Here is a 17516-nt window from a genome sequence, read left to right as displayed (position 1 = left end):
CCGGACATTCAGGCCAAGTTTAGTGCTGTCCCAAGCCGCGGCCGAGCGGTGGGACGGGGCCTGGTCGATCTCCCAGGCCCCGCTCGCGCTCGCCCGCGCTGGTGGTGTCGCTCAACGCTGTCCCGTCGGATTCGCCGTCGGTATCCACGAGGCCATTGGTCTGGTCGAACGGCTTCGCGTCCGACCGGCCAACTGGGTCGTTCGCGGAACGGGTCGTGTCCTGGGTGATCCCCTCTCCAGGGAAGACGCTGCCCGCGGTGCCGGTGGGTGGCTCGGCTAAAGGCGGCGTCGTTGCTGGCGGTACGGCTTTCGCAGTGCCGGGTGACGCCGCGTCGGCGGCAGTGTCTTTGTGGCCTGCCGCCGCTACGCCTGCCGCGGCCGCGGCAACGAGTCCCACGCCGGCAATGACTTTGCCTGAAACGCCGGCTTTGCCGCTGTCTCCCTGCGATGCGGCTGCCGCGTCAATTCCTGGCGTGACCTCGGAGGCGCCCTCGCTGACGGTTCCCCGCCAAGCACCAGTTGCATAGCCCTCATCTTCGACGAAGGCCTTGAAGCGGTTGAGGTCGTTCTCGGCCTGCTTGTCCACAATATTGAGCTTGTCGCCAACCTTTTCCACGATGCCTTCGGGTTCATAATCAAGTGCCAGCTGCACGGATGTCTGCCCGCCGCCGAGATCTTCGAACGACACCGCGCCTGCGTTGGTGGCACCCTCGGTCGCGGCCCATGCAATTCTCCGGTCCGGTATCTGCTCCAGGATTCGGGCCTGCCATTGCCGGCGCACCCCGGCGATCTCTGCAATCCACTCAAGCCGGTCGTCGCTGAGCTGTTTGACGCTCTTTACCCCGCCCATGAAGTGGGGAAATTCCTCGAACTGTGTCCACTGGTTATAGGCAACGCTCACAGGAACGTTGACGAGAATCCGCTTTTCAACCCTGGTGCTCACGATGTCTCCTTTGACTTAATTCGGAAACTGACGAGAGTCAACTAATCATCAGTAGGCTTAGTATATCTGCTGGGGTGAGGTGAGGCCAGAGGCCGAACGAGACTTATCGATCGGAGGGTGGGGGAGTCGGCAAGGACCGCGAATCGTTCCGCGGAAAGGTCACCCGGACTTTGCGTTGGGGTCATGGTCTTCGATCGGGCCCATGTTGTGCAACGCTGGTGGCATGGATCTGGAGGTGTTTCCCGCGCTCACGATTCCGTCGTCGGAACTGCGCTGGCGGTTCTCGCGATCGTCCGGGCCGGGCGGTCAACACGTCAACACCTCGGACAGCCGCGCCGAGCTCTCGTGGAACGTCGTCGACTCCGTGGCGCTTTCGGATGACCAGCGGCTGCTGCTCGTTACGCGTCTCGGCCGTCGTCTGAGCGCCGGAGTGATTACCGTGAGCGCCTCCGAGCGGCGCTCCCAGCTGCGCAATCGCGAGATCGCCCTGGCTAAGCTCGCAGACCTCGTGGCAGAGGGACTCGCTCCTGAAGCCGCCGGACGCCGTGCAACCAAACCCACCCGGGGCTCAAACCGTCGTCGCCTCGCCGCAAAGGTACAGCGGTCGGCGACGAAACGGCAGCGACAGCGGCCGTCTGCCGAATAGCCCCGCACAGTCGGCAATTGTCAGCAGCCGCGCAGGGGGATCGTCAACACCCAACGGACAGACCTGCGCTGGCCCATCGGCCAGGCATCTTTGGCGTCCGGCGATTGAGACTGAGGGAGTGGCGCTGTTGGTGATCCGTTGTTTTCAAGGGGCGAATGTTTGAGGGAGCAGCGTCGCTATGGTTAAGCCGCATGGTCGCAGTTGTTAATTCGCGCGAGATATCTGGTGAGCGAGTTGGGGGAGTCTCTTGTTTTCAATCTATTTACCTGCGGGTGAGCCGTGGTTCTCGAGCCGGCGGCGGGTGCTGGATGTTGACCGTGATATTTCAGTGCAGCTGGGTGCCCTCACAGGACGCGATTCGGGAAAGGCTTTTGTGTTGAGCCATGGGGACATGCGCATCCCGTTTCACACGGAAGAACGAACGGGCCTCGTTGACCATTTGACCGAAAGGCCATTTTTTACATCCGAGATTGTCTCCTTCGGCACGAGTGTCTACCTCAAGGGCGACAGGGACGTCCCGAACTATGAGTTCAGCGATGACGTCGAAGCGCGCCTTTGGCGCCGGATCGCCGCGGAGGCTGTGTTGATTTTCGGGATGGACTACAACGGTTTCGAACTCGACCCTGACTACGCCCGCGTCCTGCTTAATAGTGAGCTTATGACGCGCCGCGATTTTGGCTACGTCCAATAAAACAACGGTAAAGCGTGGTTGGTGGCAACGGGGGACAGTTGTCATCCGCCCCATACTTGCCACTCTTGTTGGGTTTACTTTACATAATGTTGATTATCGGCGTTTAGAGTTCCGGGAAACACCGGCGGGAGATGCGCCCTCCGTTCTGGCCCGAACTCGATTATGGCGATGCTCTTCCTGCTCGCCTCCGGAGCGGCACGCAGCGCAGGGTTTAGCTGTCCCGTTATGCTCGCGCCTTTGCGGTCTCAGGCGGAGGTCGGCACGATGTTGTGGTTGAGGCGGAAAAGGTTGTGCGGGTCGAAACGGTTCTTCAGGGCCACCAGTCGGTCATATGTCTCCGCCCCGTAGGCCTCACGTGCGGCCTCGGTGATGTCTTGTCCGGTTTCTGCACCGAGGAAGTTGACGTACTGGCCGTACTCGCCGAACGGCTGCATAAGCGTGTAGGCCTTCCGGGCGAATGCGCTCAGCCGCTCGTCCTCCGCCGGGTCGTTCCAGAAGCCGTAGATGTTCAGCCAGTACTTCGCCGAGCGGTTGGGAAACGCCGTGGCCTCCTCCGGCACTCGCCCGAAGGCCCCTTCCATGTGGTGGATATCGATCCCGGTCCCGAACCAGGTCACTTCAGAGGCGAAACCGGCCAGAACACCGACGGCGTCATCGTCCATTCGGGAGAACGACAAGTTTTTCCAGTACCCCCGGGAGCCCTTGGGAAAGAGGCCGTCCATGGCGGACTGCCACTCCGGCCAGGCGGTCGGCGCGACTTCCTCCTCGTCCGGGGGCGCGGCGTCGCGCAGCTGCTCGATCAGCTTGAGCCCAGGCTGGTGGTTCTCCGAAGCCCAGACAAAGCCGATGATCATCCATGGCTCCTCCCCCATCTCGAAGTCTGGCGGAAGCACCAGGAAGGAGACGATAGGGTTCATTTCCTCGGGTAGGTCCTGCGTCCACCGGGCGAACGCGCCCAGCGCGCTCTTCCAGCGGGTCGGGCGGTAGAAGAAGTTTCCGCCCAGTACGGCAGCCGGCAGTGGCCGGGCGCGGAAGGTGAAGGACGAGACCACCCCGAAGTTTCCGCCCCCGCCGCGCAACCCCCAGAACAGCTCGGGGTTTTCCGTTTCGCTGGCGTGCAGGTGCTCTCCGGTGGCCGTGATGACATCGGCGGAGGCCAGGTTGTCCAGGCTCAGACCGTTGGAGCGGGTCAGCCAGCCCACCCCTCCGCCGAGGGTCAGCCCGGCGACCCCTGTGGCGCTGATCACGCCAAGCGGCACAGCCAGTCCGTGCGTGGTGGTGGCCCGGTCCACGTCTGCCAAGGTCACCCCGGGTTCCACGGTCACGAGCCGGTTTTTCACATCGACCTCCACACCGCGCAACTGGCCTAGATCCAGGACGAGCCCGCCCTCGACAGTGCCGTGGCCGGCGATGTTGTGCCCGCCGCCGCGAACGGCGAGCGGCAGGCCGGTGCGCCGGGCCGTGTGAAGGACGGGATCAATGTCTCCGACCGCTCCCGCCCGGATGACCGCCCGGGGGTGCACGTCGATCATGCCGTTCCATACCGCCCGCGCCTCGTCGTACAACGGATCCTGCGGTTCGATCACAGACCCCGCCAGGTGCCCGCGCAACTCCTGCAGAGCGCGGTCCATTTCGCCGGCCTGCTCCCCCTGATGCATTGTGCTCATCGGTCTGCTGCCTCCGTGCCATAGGGATTGGTACCCCAGGTCCAATAATGGAATTGATCTCGCCGGGGTCGGCGCTGCAGGGCGATACTTCCAGCCGCCAAGGTACTGGAACAGTTCGCGGTGTCCACAGTATAGATTCGCCTGCGGCGCCGGACAACAGACGACCAGGCAGCCGCACCTGGGCGCCAGACCGTCGAGGCGATGGCGGACGACGCCGCGGCGAGGCTGGGCTCACAGCGGCCGGTCACCGGGCGACGTAGGCCGCCAGGTGCTCGCCGGTGAGGGTGCTGCGCCCGGCGATCAGCTCGGCCGGTGTCCCCTCGAAGACGATCCGGCCGCCGTCGTGGCCGGCTCCCGGGCCGAGGTCGATGATCCAGTCGGCGTGCGCCATGACGGCCTGGTGGTGCTCGATGACGATGACCGACTTGCCGGAGTCCACCAGGCGGTCGAGGAGGCCCAGCAGGTTCTGGACATCGGCGAGGTGCAGGCCGGTGGTGGGCTCGTCGAGGACGTAAACGTCACCCTTCTCGGCCATCTGGGTGGCCAGCTTGACGCGCTGCCGCTCGCCGCCGGACAGTGTGGTGAGCGGCTGTCCGAGTGTCAGGTAGCCAAGTCCGACGTCCACGAGCCGGTCGAGGATCTTGTGCGCCGCCGGCGTCTTCGCCTCGCCGGCACCAAAGAACGCCTCCGCCTCGGTCATCGACATTGCCAGCACTTCGGCGATGTTGCGTCCGCCCAGGTTGTATTCCAGGACTGAGGCCTGGAACCTCCGGCCCTCGCAGTCCTCGCAGGTGGACTCGACGGTGGCCATAACGCCCAGGTCGGTAAAGATAACGCCCGCGCCGTTGCAGGTGGGGCAGGCTCCTTCCGAGTTGGAGCTGAACAGCGCCGGCTTCACGCCGTTGGCCTTGGCGAACGCCTTGCGGATCGGCTCGAGAAGGCCCGTGTACGTCGCAGGGTTGCTGCGCCGGGACCCCTTGATCGCGCCCTGGTCGATCACCACCACGCCGTCCCGGCCGGCGACCGATCCCTGGATCAGTGAGCTTTTGCCGGAACCGGCGACGCCCGTGAGCACGCACAGCATCCCGAGCGGGATATCGACGTCCACGTCTCGGAGGTTGTGTGTCGAGGCACCGCGCACGTCGAGCATCCCGGACCGCGTGCGCACCGCTTCCTTTACCCTGGCCCGGTCGTCGAGGTGGCGGCCGGTGATGGTGTCACTCCCCCGAAGGCCCTCCACGCTTCCCTCAAGGCAGACGCGGCCGCCCTCGGTGCCCGCGCCGGGGCCCAGGTCAACGACGTGGTCAGCGATGGCGATGGTCTCCGGCTTGTGCTCGACGACGAGCACGGTATTGCCCTTGTCACGGAGCTGCAGCAGCAGCTGGTTCATCCGCTCGATGTCATGCGGGTGCAGGCCGATCGTCGGTTCGTCGAAGACGTACGTGACGTCCGTGAGCGATGAGCCGAGGTGCCGGATCATCTTGGTGCGCTGGGCCTCTCCCCCGGACAGCGTGCCCGCCGGCCGGTCCAGCGAGAGATAACCGAGCCCGATTTCGGCGAACGAGTCGAGCAGGTGCTGCAGGCCTTTGAGGAGCGGCGCGACCGACGGCTCGTTGAGCCCGCTGACCCACCTGGCCAGGTCGCTGATCTGCATCTCGCACAGCTCGGCGATGTTCCTGCCCTGGATCTTCGAGGACCTGGCCTCCGCGCTCAGCCGCGTGCCCTCGCACTCGGGGCAGGCCTGAAACGTGATGGCGCGTTCCACGAAGGCCCGGATGTGAGGCTGCATCGCGTCGACGTCCTTGGAGAGCATCGATTTCTGGATCTTCGGAATCAAGCCCTCGTACGTGAGATTGATGCCCTCGACCTTGATCTTGGTCGGCTCCTTGTAGAGGAGGTCGTGCATTTCCTTCTTGGTGAATTTCGCGATCGGCTTGTCCATGTCGAAGCCGGCGCCGCTGAAGATGCGGCCGTACCAGCCGTCCATGCTGTAGCCGGGGATCGTCAGCGCACCCCCGGCGAGCGACTTGCTGTCGTCGTAGAGCGCAGTGAGGTCGAAGTCGGAGACCGAGCCCATACCCTCGCACCGCGGACACATCCCGCCCAGGTAGACCGCATCGTGCACCACGTTCTTCTCGACCCTGCCGCCTTTCTCGGTGCTCATCACCCCGCTTGCCTTCCGCGTCGGGACGTTGAAGGAGAACGCCGTGGGGGGTCCCACGTGCGGCGATCCCAGCCGGCTGAAAAGGATCCGGAGCATGGCATTGGCATCGGTCGCAGTGCCAACCGTAGAGCGGGGGTTCGCGCCCATCCTCTCCTGGTCGACGATGATCGCCGTCGTCAGCCCCTCCAGGAAGTCGACGTCGGGCCGCGCCAGGCTGGGCATGAATCCCTGTACGAAGGCACTGTAGGTCTCGTTGATCATCCGCTGCGACTCCGCGGCGATGGTGGCAAACACGAGCGAGCTCTTGCCCGACCCGGAGACACCTGTGAACACTGTCAGCCGGCGCTTCGGGATCTCAATGCTGATGTCCTTGAGGTTGTTCTCGCGGGCGCCCTGCACACGGATCAGGTCGTGGCTGTCAGCAACATGCAATGCGAGCGACTGCGTGTCCGACTTCGCCTCGGTCCCGGCGGGCATGCTCATCGTGTCTCCATCTCTGGGGCGGGGCCGCTTCCGCGGTCTCCGCCGGCGTCGTCTGGCTCTATCTAACCAGCTTCGAGCCCGCATCCGCGGGCGAATGCATTGTCTTCTGCGCCGACCTCGCTGAGAATGAACCATGACGGTCTACCTGAGGTCCCTGGAAACTGCTGTCCCGCCAACTGTCCTGATCCAAACGGAGGCCCGGGACGTCTTCGCGGCCCAGCCGGGGCTCACCAGGCTGGGCACCCGTTTGGTGAGCACGTGCTTTGATTCCGCCGCCATCGACACCCGCCACACGGCTGTCGACGAACTGACCAGGGACCGGCAGGCCGAGAACCCGCGGTTTTTCGACGCCGGCACGGGACTGCTGCTCAGCCCCAGTACCAAGGTCCGCAACGACATTTTCGCCACCGAAGCCACCAAACTCTTCATTGAGGCAGCACAGAAGGCCCTGGACGCGTGTCCCGGGCTCACGACCCTTGATATAACGCACCTCGTCACGGTGTCCTGCACCGGGTTCTTCAACCCCGGGCCTGACTACAAAATCGTCCGTGCCCTCGGCCTGGATCCCGCCGTGCAGCGCTACCACCTCGGATTCATGGGCTGTTACGCGGCGTTTCCCGCGCTGCGGGCGGCCAAGTCCTTCTGCGAAGCGGATCCCGACGCCGTCGTCCTGGTCGTCTGCGCCGAGCTCTGCTCGCTGCACGTCCGGACCTCGAACGACCCGGACACCATCATGGGATCGGCCTTGTTTGCCGACGGCGCGGCCGCGGCCATCGTGACCGCCCGGGAGGACCAGGACCATCCGGCACTGCTGCAGCTGGACCACTTTGAGACTGTCCTCACGCCGGTCGGCGAGGAATCCATGGCGTGGAACATCGGCGATGAAGGCTTCGAGATGGTCCTGGGCAATTACGTCCCGCACATCATTGACGACCACATCATCGGCGCCCTGGAGCCGCTCCTCTCCCGGGACGGTGCGCTGCGGGGACTCCCCTACCGCGACATCCGGCACTGGGCCATCCACCCCGGCGGCCGCAGCATCCTGGACAAGGTCCAGTCCCGGCTGGAGTTGAGCGACGAGCAACTGGTCCCCGCCCGTGAGACCCTGCGCAACTACGGAAACATGAGCAGCGCCACCGTGCTCTTCGTGCTCCGGCACATCCTTGACCTGCCGCAGCGGGACAGCGCCGACGACGGCGCGGAACGGATCTGCTCCATGGCGTTTGGTCCCGGGCTGACGGTCGAAACTGCGCTGTTCACCAAGCTCAGCAACCCGCGCCGTGAACACCCGCCAACGCTGGCCGGGGAGGCGGCGCAGACCGAGTCCGCCCAGCCGGAATCGGCCCTGGCCTGAAACCGGTGGACCTGCTGCGGGAACGTGCGGCCCACGCCATTGAGGAGATGGACCTGCCCGGCTGTGATCCCGTCCGGCTGGACCGCACCTACGCCCAATTTGCGATCGTGAACCGGGCGGTCTCCGGCTGGCGCGGCATCTACCTGAACCAGCTCAGGCCACGACTCCGGAAGGGCGTCGCGGCCACCCTGCTGGACATCGGCTGCGGCGGCGGCGACGTGCCGGTGATGCTCTCCCGCTGGGCTGCCCGGGATGGACTCCAGCTGGAGATCACTGCCATCGATCCGGATCCGCGCGCCAGCCGCTTCGCCTCGGGACGGCACGCGGCCGCCGGCGTGACGTTCCGACAGTCCACGGCAGCCCAGCTCGCCAGCGAAGGATGCAGTTTCGACGTGGTGGTGTCCAACCACGTACTGCACCACCTGGCGGAGGACGAGCTGCCGGCGTTCCTGGCCGAATCCGCCGGGCTCTGCCACGGCCAGGTCATCCACAACGACCTCCGGCGCAGCCCGGCCGCCTATGCCCTCTTCTTCGCCGGTTCCTGGCCCTTCACCGGCTCCTACATCAGGCAGGACGGCCTCACCTCGATCCGCCGCAGCTACACCGCCGCCGAGCTCCAGACCGCCGCTCCCCCGGGCTGGACCGTTCTCCGCCGCGCCCCCTTCCGTAACCTGCTGGTCCTCGACAGGGACAGGGGCCATGGTTGACGTCCTGGTGATCGGCGGCGGACCGGTCGGACTGTTCATGGCCGCGGTGCTCCTCCAGCACGGCGTCAGCGTCCGGATCCTGGAGCAGCGGACCGGCACCGAACCGCACTCCCGGGCCATTGGCATCCATCCCCCCTCGCTGGACGCGCTGCAGGGCATCGGCGTGGCACCGGCCCTGGTGGCCGAAGGGGTGCCGATCCGGCGCGGCATCGCCATCGGCGGCGGGCGGACGCTCGCCCGGATGTCCTTCGCGCAGGTCTCAGAGAACTACCCGTTCGTCCTTGCCCTGCCGCAGTCCCGCACGGAAGCCGCACTGGAGCTCCGCGTCCGGCAGCTCGACCCTGACGCCCTGCACCGCGGCGTCCGGGTTGAGAGGCTGCACGACGACGGCCGCCAGGTCACCGCGGAAGCGACCGCGGGGGGCTCGGCCGTTCAGTACACTGCGGCCATTGCCATTGCCGCCGACGGCGTCAAGTCCACGGTTCGCCCTCAGCTCGGCACGGCAGTCCGGACGAAGGACTACCGGGACAGCTACCTGATGGGCGACTTCGCGGACAGCACGGGATTCGGTCCGGACGCGGCCCTGTTCCTCGAATCCGCGGGAATAGTGGAGTCTTTCCCGCTGCCAGGGATGTTGCGCCGCTGGGTAGTGCGCCTCGCGGACCCCGGGAACGCCGGGGACGCCAATTGGCTCGCTCACACCATCAAACAACGCACCGGAATCGACGTCGATCCCGCAAGCAACAGCATGCTGAGCCATTTTGGCGTCCGGACCCGGCTGGTACGCCGGATGGTGACGGGCCGGACAGTGCTGATCGGCGACGCCGCCCACGAGATCAGCCCAATTGGCGGGCAGGGTATGAACCTGGGCTGGCTGGACGCAGCCGCCCTGGCCCCGGTGGTTCGCGCATCGCTGCACGGCGCGGACGTGGGAACCAAGCTACGGAACTTCGAGACCAGCCGCATGGCCGCGGCGGCCCGGGCGGCGCGCCAGTCCGAAATCAACATGGCACTGGGCCGGCCCCTGCCGGCCGGACCGTGTGAAGTACGGAACCGCGCCGTGTCGGCGGCCGCCTCCGAACCCGCTTTCCACGCGTTCGTGGCCCGCCGGTTCACCATGCAGTAGCCGCCGGGACGCAGGGCGGCGGACAGCCCGGCTCAGCCCGGCGGGGGCGTGACGTAGCAGTCGTAGCTGTCCTGGCTGACGACCCTGCCGTCACGGACCTCGAAGACGGACGCAACCCTGGCCCGGATGAGCTCGCCGGCGTCCCAGTGCGGCAGGTCCATCAGCAGTGTGGCGCTCCACTCGGCCTCCACCACCACACGGTTGCCTTCACACGTCGTGCGCCGCACCGCGAAGCGCTGCCCCGAGACGACTTCGTGGGCTGCCTCCGCCCCGGCCAGGGCCTCGTCGCGGTTCCGGGTTGCTCCGGCCGGAGCCAGCAGATGGGGCGCCTCGCTCAGGGTGTAGCCCTCGGCCAGGAACGGAGCGATCTCCGCGGCCCCGCCGCCGCCTTCGATAGCGCGCAGCAGCGCGAGGACGCAATCCAGGGGGGTGCGTGAAGTCATGGAACGAGACTAGCTGAACTCTCCGGCGGACCCCGGTCCCAGGGCCCTTCGCCGGGAATACACTGGCCCCATGGGCTGCTTTCCCCCGCTGCTGCGACGCCCGGCCGGCGGGTCCCGTCACGTTCGGGCGGCCAGGCTGGCCGCCGCCGTCGCTGCCCTCGCCCTCACGGCCTCCTGCAGCGCGTGGGCGCCCGGCACGCCGGCGCCCACGCCCTCAACAGCGCCCCCGGCCGCTCCGGTCACCGCCGTGATCAACCAGCTGCGCGACAACTACAGCCAACAGATCATTGCCGTGCAGTTGACGAACACCACCGACAGCCCGGTGACGGTGCTCGGCGCAGTCGTGGTCACTCCGCTCTTTTCCGGCACCATCGAGTGGCAGCCGGCGCCCGGCGGGATAGAGCTGCCGCCGGGCCAGACCAAGATCCTGCCGGCCCGGCTGCATGCTCCGGAATGCGGAGTCCGGGCGGCGCCGCCGGACGCGGGAGCGGCGGTGGAACTCCTCCTTGCCGGGGACAGCGACGCGGCGCCCCTCACGACATTGCCCGCGACGACGGTGCCGGCCACTGATCCGTACGGGGTGCTGGACCGGAACAACACGGAAATGTGCCTGGTCCAGTCGGCCGCCGCGGTCGCCGGAATCCGGCTGGAACCGGACCTCGAGGTGTCCGCAGACGCGCGGAGCGCCGTGCTGACACTTGCCATCACGCCGCGGAGTGCGCCCGGTGGCGCGAATCCCGGGTCAACGGGATCCCTGACGATCAACCGGATCGACGGCACCACCTTGGTCCAGGAGGATGCGGGCGCCCCCTGGCCGCGCTCCGTCTCGGTCCAGGCCGGGGGCGCCAGCCAGCGCTTCCGGCTGGGGATCCGGCCGGCACGCTGCGATCCGCATGCCATCGCGGACGACAAACTGGGCACCCTGCTGCCCTTGAGGGTGACCGCGGGCGGCCGCGACGGCGTACTGAAAATCGACGCCGGAGCGCAGCTGCGTGGACGCATTTACGGATTTATAACAACGGCGTGCGGACGCCAGTAGTCTGTTGCCATGTCTCCTGACGCCAAGCCCACTGACTTCAGCGCCGCACGCATCCACGAAACCGTCCACCAGGTACTCACTGCGGGTGTGCTCCCCGCCATCGTCCAGGCGGGAAATCCGGTGCTCCGGCAGCTCGCCGCTCCCTTCGACGGGCAGGTGAGCGACGTCGAACTTGGCCAGCTGATCGACCTGATGCGCAGTGTGATGCACAAGGCCCCCGGCGTGGGCCTTGCGGCGCCCCAGCTCGGTATACCGCTGCAGCTCGCCGTGCTGGAGGACCAGTTCGACGTCGATCCCGAGGTCGCCGCCGCACGCGGACGGGAGCCGCTGCCGTTCTTCGCCATGCTCAACCCGAGCTACCAGCCAACGGACGGTTCCACCGTGGCGTTCTACGAAGGGTGCCTCTCGGTCAACGGGCTCCAGGCCGCCGTCAGCCGGCCCGAGTCGGTGCGGCTGGAATTCACTGCCCCGGACGGAACCAGGCAACAGCGCGAATTCACGGGCTGGCAGGCCCGGATCGTCCAGCACGAAACCGACCACCTGCACGGCATCCTCTACCTGGACCGCGCCGAGCTGCGCTCCATCAGCAGCAACGCCGAGTACTCCGCGCGCTGGGCGCAGCCCGACATCAGCCTCGCCCGGAAGGAACTCGGGTTCCTGCCGGGCGTCTAACCGATGCCGCGTTACGCTCAGGGGCGGGCCGCAGGGGCGGGGCTTGCTGCCGTTGGAAGGTAGCGGGACCACCACTGCAGGATCTGGTCGAAGCGTTGCTTGCGGTGGTGTGGCGTCCCGGCACGTGAGAGTTCATGGTTCTCCCCGGGGAAAACCAGGAACGCCGCCTCCACGCCGAGCTGTTTCAGCGCGGTGAAATACCGCTGGCCCTGCTCCACCGGGCAGCGGAGGTCCTCCTCGCTGTGGATGACCAGGGACGGTGTGCGCACCTGGTCCACCCGGGCCATCGGGCTTTGCGCCGCCATCTGCTCGGCCGAACGGCCGGTGTACTCCCCGCCGAAGAACCAGCCGATGTCCGAGGATCCGGTGAAACTCACGGGATCGAGGAAACCGCGTTCCACGATGGCGGCCTTGAAGCGGTGGTCGTGGCTGATGGTCCAGGCGGTGAGGTAGCCGCCGTAGGATCCGCCCATGATGCCGAGTGCCCCGGCGTCGAGCTCCTCGAACTTGCCGAGCGCGCCGTCGAGGAACGCCAGGACGTCCTGCATGTCCAGGGTGCCCATTTTCTCCTTGATGGCCCGCCCGTGCTCCTGGCCGTAGCCGGCGGAACCGCGGGGGTTGCACATCAGGACGGCGTACCCCGCCGCGGCGTACACCTGGGCCTCATCAAAAAGGGCACCGGTGAACTGGGCAAACGGGCCGCCGTGGATGTTCAGCAGGACCGGGTGGGGACCCTGGCCCTGCGGTTTTACGAGCCAGCCGTGGACGGGGTAGCCGTCGCCGGAGGGGACCGTGAGCTCGAGGGGCTCGATGATTTCGGCGCCGGAGCGCAGCGGTGCGGAGAAATCGGTCAGGACACGCAACTGCCCGCCGTCGAGCACCGCGACGTCGCCAGCGGTGGAAGCGTCGGCGAAACTGAGCACCAGCGATTCTCCGTGGGCGGCGGCACCCGTGACCACACGCTCGCCGCGGACCAGTGTCTGGTGGCTGCCGGAGGCCTGGAACTCGAGCAGTTCGACGGTTCCCCGGGCGTTGTTCAGCGGCAGCACCGAGTCGGGACCGCGCAGTTCGAGCCTGCCGTTGCAGGCGAGGTCCATCGTCTCGACGTCGCTCAGCCGCGTGGCGTCGCCGCCGGACGCCGGCGCCACGTAGAGGGCGGTGTTGCGTGCCACGAAGTCCTGGCCGGTTGGGCCAAGATCCTGGGCCAGGAAGAACAGCCACCGCCCGTCCCGTGACTCGCGGACGGCGTGGACACCCTGCCGGCCGGTATTGCCGAAAGCGACGGGTTCCGGCTCCGCTCCCCCGGCGCCTTCGCCCACCGTGATGCGGTAGATGCCGCTGGCGAGGTCGTTGTCGCTGCCCTCATGCAGGGCGGCAGTGAAGTAAATGGTGCGCCCGTCGGTGCTGAAGCTCGCGCCGGTGTGGTCGGTGGCGGCGGTGGTCAGCTGACGTGCCGCCGGCAGCAGCCCGGCCGGTGTGGCGCTGGTGGCCTCCGGCGCGGACTGACCGGCGGCAGCCGCGGTGCGGGCCTTCAGCGCCCTGCCGTGGGGCGCCACCCTGGGTTCCGCGCCGGGATCCGGAACCTCAACGAGGAAGAGCTGGACCGGCTTGTCCGCGGTGTACCCGACGCCGTTCATCCGGTACTGGTAGTCGGTGATCAGCCGCGCGTCCTCGCTGCCGGCGGAAACCCCCTCGGTGCTGCCATAGCGGCCGTCTTCCGGAGTCCGGGCGCCGTAGAGAATGTGCCGGGAATCGGGCGACCACGCGAACGCCGACACTCCCAGCGGCGCGTCGGTGACGGGCTGCGGCTCCCCGCCGGCGGCCTCCACGATATGGAGCTGGGGTTTGCCGCCGGCGGCGGCGCGCAGGAATGCCAGCACCTCCCCGTCCGGGGAGAAGTCCGGCGCCGTGTCGCGGAATCCGCGGGTCAGGCGTCGCGGGGGCCGGTCCGGGTCCAGCGGCACCGTCCACAGCTGGCCGACGTACGCATCGGCGTCGAAGTCGGGCCGGAGCACCGACACCACGGCGCGCGTGCCGTCCGGGTGTACGGCAGGGGCGGAGACGGAATTCAGCAGCGGCAGATGTTCTGATTTCACGTGTGCGAGCCTAGTCCCAGTTTCCCCGGCAGTGAAATAGCTCACCTCGGCGGGTCGCAGCCCCGGGCGGTGCGGCCCTGCCGGCCCGGGCCGGGCACGCCGGGATCCTCCACGGCTGCCTCCGCCACCACACCACCTACAACGAGGACACCGCCTGGCACACCACAACCCAAAACATTGAACTACACGCCGCTTGACAACTTAGAGCCGTGGGGTATCTAGGATGGACACTATGCCCCCCGTATCCGCTGCCTCCCTGCTGTGCCCGGTCTGCCGGAACCACCTCGGATTCAGCGACGGCGAAGGCCGCACCCTCGGGTGTCCGTCCGGCCACCGCTTCGACGCGGCGAAACAGGGGTACTTCAACTTCCTCGTCGGCAAAGGCACCGTGTTCGAAGCGGACACGGCCGAGATGGTGGCGGCACGCTTCGACTTCCTCTCCGCCGGTCACTACCGACCCCTCGCCTCCGCCGTGGCGGAACTGGCGATCCCGGCCCTCACCGGCAGCACGGCGGGGGCCCCGGGGACGGTGCTGGACGCCGGCACCGGGACGGGCCACTACCTCCGTGCCCTGCTGGACAGGGTGGCGCTGGACCGGACGCCCGCCGCGGCGATCGGCCTGGACATCTCGAAGTTCGCGCTCCGAAGGGCCGCAAGGCTCAACCCGGACGCCGTTAACCTCGTCAGCGATGTGTGGCAGCCGCTGCCGGTCGCCGACGGCGCCGTCGACGCCGTCACAGTGGTCTTCGCGCCGCGCAATGCGGCAGAGTTCGCCCGGGTGCTCCGCCCGGGCGGCCGGCTGGTGGTCGTCACTCCCCGGCCGGGCCACCTCGAGGAGGTGGCAGGCCAGACGGGCATGCTGGGGATCGAACCGGCGAAGGACGAGCGGCTCGTGGCCTCGCTCGAGGGACACTTTTCGGCGCTCTCCACCGACAATCTGGACGTGCCGCTGCTGTTGTCCCCCGGGGACGTCACCCGGCTGGCGCTCATGGGACCCGCCGGTCACCACCTGGACCGCGGGGCGCTGGCCACCCTCGAGGCGGGGCTTCCGCCGCTGACCACCGTGTCGGCCCGGTTCCGGATCAGTGTTTTCGAACCGCTCCGCTAGCGGCTCCGCCAGTGCCAAAGGAGTACCGGGAGGTAACGACTTGGCCACTTTCGCGAAGTGCCTTCCCCTGCCCTCCGCAGGCGTTACTGTTCGGCTTAGGATGGAAGCACAGTGACTGAGGGTCTGCACCTGCAGCCCCCGGGGCGAAGGGGGAGAAGATGTTCGAATGGCTACCCGAAAACTGGTGGGCGCTGTGGCTCACAGTGTTCCTGGTATTCGCCGTCGTGGAGATGATCACCCTCGACCTGTTCTTCATCATGCTCGGAGGCGGAGCCCTCGCCGGACTGGCGGCGGCACTGTCAGGCGCCGACCTTGGGCTGCAGATCGTGGCCTTCTGCGTAGTTTCCCTCCTGATGATCGGCTTCGTCCGGCCGGTCGCGCTCAAGCACCTGCGCAAAGGGCCGGCCGATCTCCGGAGCAACGTCGAACGGCTGATTGGCGAATCCGCCCTGGTCATGGAACCGGTGACCGCAACCGGAGGTCTGGTCAAAATTGGCGGCGATGTTTGGAGCGCCCGCTCCGAAACCGGAATCCTGGCACCCGGGCAGCACGCCATCGTCAGCGCGATCGACGGCGCGACCGCCGTTGTCGCCCCCGAGCCGGAAACCGCCATCCAATAGCTACGCAAGAATTCCGGCGGCGGCCACCGGCGCCGGGCACGCGGCGGGACACCGCCGCACACCATAGCAAGACCAAATCTGGGGAATAGGTGATGTATGGATATCGCAGTCGCAATCGTGCTGCTGGTTCTCGTTGCGTTCGTAATAATCGTCCTCGTCCGGGCGGTGCGGATTGTCCCGCAGGCCCGCGCCGGCGTCGTCGAACGGCTGGGCAAGTACCAGCGCACGTTGAACCCTGGCCTCACGATCCTGATCCCCTTCGTGGACCGGCTGCTGCCGCTGCTTGACCTGCGTGAACAGGTGGTCTCCTTCCCGCCGCAGCCGGTGATCACCGAAGACAACCTGGTGGTCTCGATCGACACGGTAGTCTACTTCCAGGTCACCGATGCGCGGGCGGCCACGTACGAGATCGCCAACTACATCCAGGCGGTTGAACAGCTCACCACCACGACGCTGCGCAACGTGGTCGGCGGCCTGAACCTCGAAGAGGCCCTGACCTCGCGTGACCAGATCAACGGCCAGCTCCGCGGCGTCCTGGACGAAGCGACCGGACGGTGGGGCATCCGGGTCTCCCGGGTGGAGCTCAAGGCCATTGATCCGCCCCACTCCATCCAGGATTCGATGGAGAAGCAGATGCGCGCCGAGCGTGACCGCCGCGCCGCCATCCTTACCGCGGAAGGCACCAAGCAGTCCGCCATCCTTACCGCCGAAGGCCAGCGGCAGTCCTCGATCCTGAAGGCCGAAGGTGACGCGAAGGCGGCGATCCTCCGGGCCGATGGCGAGGCCCAGGCCATCCAGAAGGTCTTCGACGCGATCCATAAAGGCAACCCGGACCAGAAGCTCCTCGCTTACCAGTACCTGCAGACCCTCCCGAAGATCGCCGAAGGCTCCGCGAACAAGCTGTGGATCATTCCCAGCGAAGTCGGCGAAGCCCTCAAGGGCATCGGCAACGCGCTGGGCGGCAGCAGGGACGGCCAGTTCAATGACGGACTGTTCGGCCCCGATTCCGACGCCGCGGCGCAGCCGGCTGCTCCGCGCCCGGCTGCGCCCGCCGCCGGTCCGGCTGCAGGGTCCGGCGCTGGTTTCCCGGGGCACCCGGAGGCGTAGGCGCTGTAGCGGAAGGGGAGGCATCCGCCGCGCGGATGCCTCCCCTTTGCCGTGCGCGAAACCGGCGCCCCGCCCCCGCAGGCTTTACCCGGAGTGCCCTGTTCCCGTATACTTGAATATTTGTCCGGCTGGTTCAGTCCGGCGGAACAATTAAGCTTCGCAAAGCGTTTTATCCAGTGACGATTCATCCGGTTTGGGTCCAGTGAGACGGCGCGGTGCAAACAGTAGTCCGGCGCGGCCTCACAGCCCCCGGCTAACGCAGGGCATGACCCTGCGAACCGAATAGAGGGAGAAAAGATGAGCGATCGCAGCCTGCGGGGTATGCGCCTTGGCGCACAGAGCATGGAGACTGAATCCGGTGTTGAACCGGCTCCGCGCCAGCGGGTCGAATACCGCTGCGAGGACGGCGAGCAGGTATTCGTGACCTTCTCCTCCGAAGCGGAGATCCCCCCGGTGTGGGTATCCAAGACCGGCAAGGAAGCCTTGCTGGTCGACGGCGAACGCCCTGTGAACCTCAACGAAAAGGCAGTCCGCACGCACTGGGACATGCTCCTGGAACGTCGTTCGCTGCCCGAACTCGAGCAGATCCTCGAAGACCGTCTCACGATCCTGCGTGAACGCCGCGGCGAACGGCGCTCGGCCTAGACAGC

Annotated in this window: 16 protein-coding genes; 11 read left to right on the top strand and 5 right to left on the bottom strand. The window is 67.0% G+C overall.

The window, feature by feature from the left end; all coding sequences use genetic code 11:
• Positions 1–19: 19 nt before the first annotated feature.
• Positions 20–943: an SRPBCC family protein gene (locus ABIB29_RS05235; protein ID WP_354170691.1), complete on the bottom strand. Its 924-nt coding sequence runs from the start codon at positions 941–943 to the stop codon at positions 20–22.
• A 223-nt stretch (positions 944–1166) separates the two neighbouring features.
• Here ABIB29_RS05235 and arfB point away from each other — a divergent pair, with 223 nt between their 5' ends.
• A complete protein-coding gene (arfB, locus tag ABIB29_RS05230) occupies positions 1167–1589 on the top strand; it encodes an alternative ribosome rescue aminoacyl-tRNA hydrolase ArfB (protein ID WP_354170689.1) in 423 nt (140 codons plus the stop codon).
• Between the two features lie 391 nt (positions 1590–1980).
• The gene (locus ABIB29_RS05225) at positions 1981–2280 is read left to right on the top strand and encodes a hypothetical protein (RefSeq protein ID WP_354170687.1); all 300 of its coding nucleotides are present in this window, start codon (positions 1981–1983) and stop codon (positions 2278–2280) included.
• 245 nt (positions 2281–2525) lie between these two features.
• Here ABIB29_RS05225 and ABIB29_RS05220 read toward each other — a convergent pair whose 3' ends face one another.
• Positions 2526–3947: an FAD-binding oxidoreductase gene (locus tag ABIB29_RS05220; protein WP_354170685.1), complete on the bottom strand. Its 1422-nt coding sequence runs from the start codon at positions 3945–3947 to the stop codon at positions 2526–2528.
• A gap of 244 nt (positions 3948–4191) precedes the next feature.
• Positions 4192–6594, bottom strand: a complete 2403-nt coding sequence (locus ABIB29_RS05215; protein WP_354170683.1) for an ATP-binding cassette domain-containing protein — start codon at positions 6592–6594, stop codon at positions 4192–4194.
• Between the two features lie 133 nt (positions 6595–6727).
• Between ABIB29_RS05215 and ABIB29_RS05210 the strand changes: the two genes are divergently transcribed.
• Genes ABIB29_RS05210 through ABIB29_RS05200 form a run of 3 tightly spaced genes read left to right on the top strand, consistent with a single transcriptional unit; the run spans position 6728 to position 9781 of the window.
• Positions 6728–7948: a type III polyketide synthase gene (locus ABIB29_RS05210; protein WP_354170681.1), complete on the top strand. Its 1221-nt coding sequence runs from the start codon at positions 6728–6730 to the stop codon at positions 7946–7948.
• A gap of 5 nt (positions 7949–7953) precedes the next feature.
• On the top strand, positions 7954–8655 hold the full coding sequence (locus ABIB29_RS05205) for a class I SAM-dependent methyltransferase (protein ID WP_354170679.1): 702 nt from the start codon (positions 7954–7956) through the stop codon (positions 8653–8655).
• Positions 8648–9781 carry an FAD-dependent oxidoreductase gene (locus ABIB29_RS05200; protein WP_354170677.1) on the top strand — a complete coding sequence of 378 codons (1134 nt, stop codon included), beginning with the start codon at positions 8648–8650 and terminating at the stop codon, positions 9779–9781. The genes ABIB29_RS05205 and ABIB29_RS05200 overlap by 8 nt, the downstream gene beginning before the upstream one ends.
• Positions 9782–9813: 32 nt before the next feature.
• Here the strand turns inward: ABIB29_RS05200 and ABIB29_RS05195 are convergent, their stop codons facing one another.
• Positions 9814–10224, bottom strand: a complete 411-nt coding sequence (locus ABIB29_RS05195; RefSeq protein ID WP_354170676.1) for a nuclear transport factor 2 family protein — start codon at positions 10222–10224, stop codon at positions 9814–9816.
• A gap of 70 nt (positions 10225–10294) precedes the next feature.
• On the opposite strand from ABIB29_RS05195, the gene ABIB29_RS05190 reads away from it, so the two are divergent.
• The gene (locus tag ABIB29_RS05190) at positions 10295–11263 is read left to right on the top strand and encodes a hypothetical protein (RefSeq protein ID WP_354170674.1); all 969 of its coding nucleotides are present in this window, start codon (positions 10295–10297) and stop codon (positions 11261–11263) included.
• Positions 11264–11272: 9 nt separating this feature from the next.
• Positions 11273–11935: a peptide deformylase gene (locus ABIB29_RS05185; RefSeq protein WP_354170672.1), complete on the top strand. Its 663-nt coding sequence runs from the start codon at positions 11273–11275 to the stop codon at positions 11933–11935.
• A gap of 17 nt (positions 11936–11952) precedes the next feature.
• Here ABIB29_RS05185 and ABIB29_RS05180 read toward each other — a convergent pair whose 3' ends face one another.
• Positions 11953–14031 carry a S9 family peptidase gene (locus ABIB29_RS05180; RefSeq protein ID WP_354170670.1) on the bottom strand — a complete coding sequence of 693 codons (2079 nt, stop codon included), beginning with the start codon at positions 14029–14031 and terminating at the stop codon, positions 11953–11955.
• A gap of 232 nt (positions 14032–14263) precedes the next feature.
• Between ABIB29_RS05180 and ABIB29_RS05175 the strand changes: the two genes are divergently transcribed.
• The 4 genes from ABIB29_RS05175 to ABIB29_RS05160 all read left to right on the top strand — a co-directional run bounded on the left by ABIB29_RS05175 (position 14264) and on the right by ABIB29_RS05160 (position 17511).
• Complete coding sequence (locus tag ABIB29_RS05175; protein WP_354170669.1) at positions 14264–15139, top strand: methyltransferase domain-containing protein; 876 nt, start codon at positions 14264–14266, stop codon at positions 15137–15139.
• A gap of 158 nt (positions 15140–15297) precedes the next feature.
• Positions 15298–15759: an NfeD family protein gene (locus ABIB29_RS05170; protein ID WP_354170667.1), complete on the top strand. Its 462-nt coding sequence runs from the start codon at positions 15298–15300 to the stop codon at positions 15757–15759.
• Between the two features lie 96 nt (positions 15760–15855).
• Complete coding sequence (locus ABIB29_RS05165; RefSeq protein ID WP_354170665.1) at positions 15856–16866, top strand: SPFH domain-containing protein; 1011 nt, start codon at positions 15856–15858, stop codon at positions 16864–16866.
• Between the two features lie 297 nt (positions 16867–17163).
• Positions 17164–17511 (top strand): RNA polymerase-binding protein RbpA, encoded by a 348-nt coding sequence (locus ABIB29_RS05160; RefSeq protein WP_056429445.1) that lies wholly within the window; start codon positions 17164–17166, stop codon positions 17509–17511.
• Positions 17512–17516 lie beyond the last annotated feature (5 nt).

The sequence above is a fragment of the Arthrobacter sp. UYEF36 genome (genome assembly GCF_040547025.1).
Lineage (GTDB): Bacteria > Actinomycetota > Actinomycetes > Actinomycetales > Micrococcaceae > Arthrobacter.
Note: the sequence above shows the minus strand (reverse complement) of the source record. Positions and strands in the feature narration are given on the sequence as shown.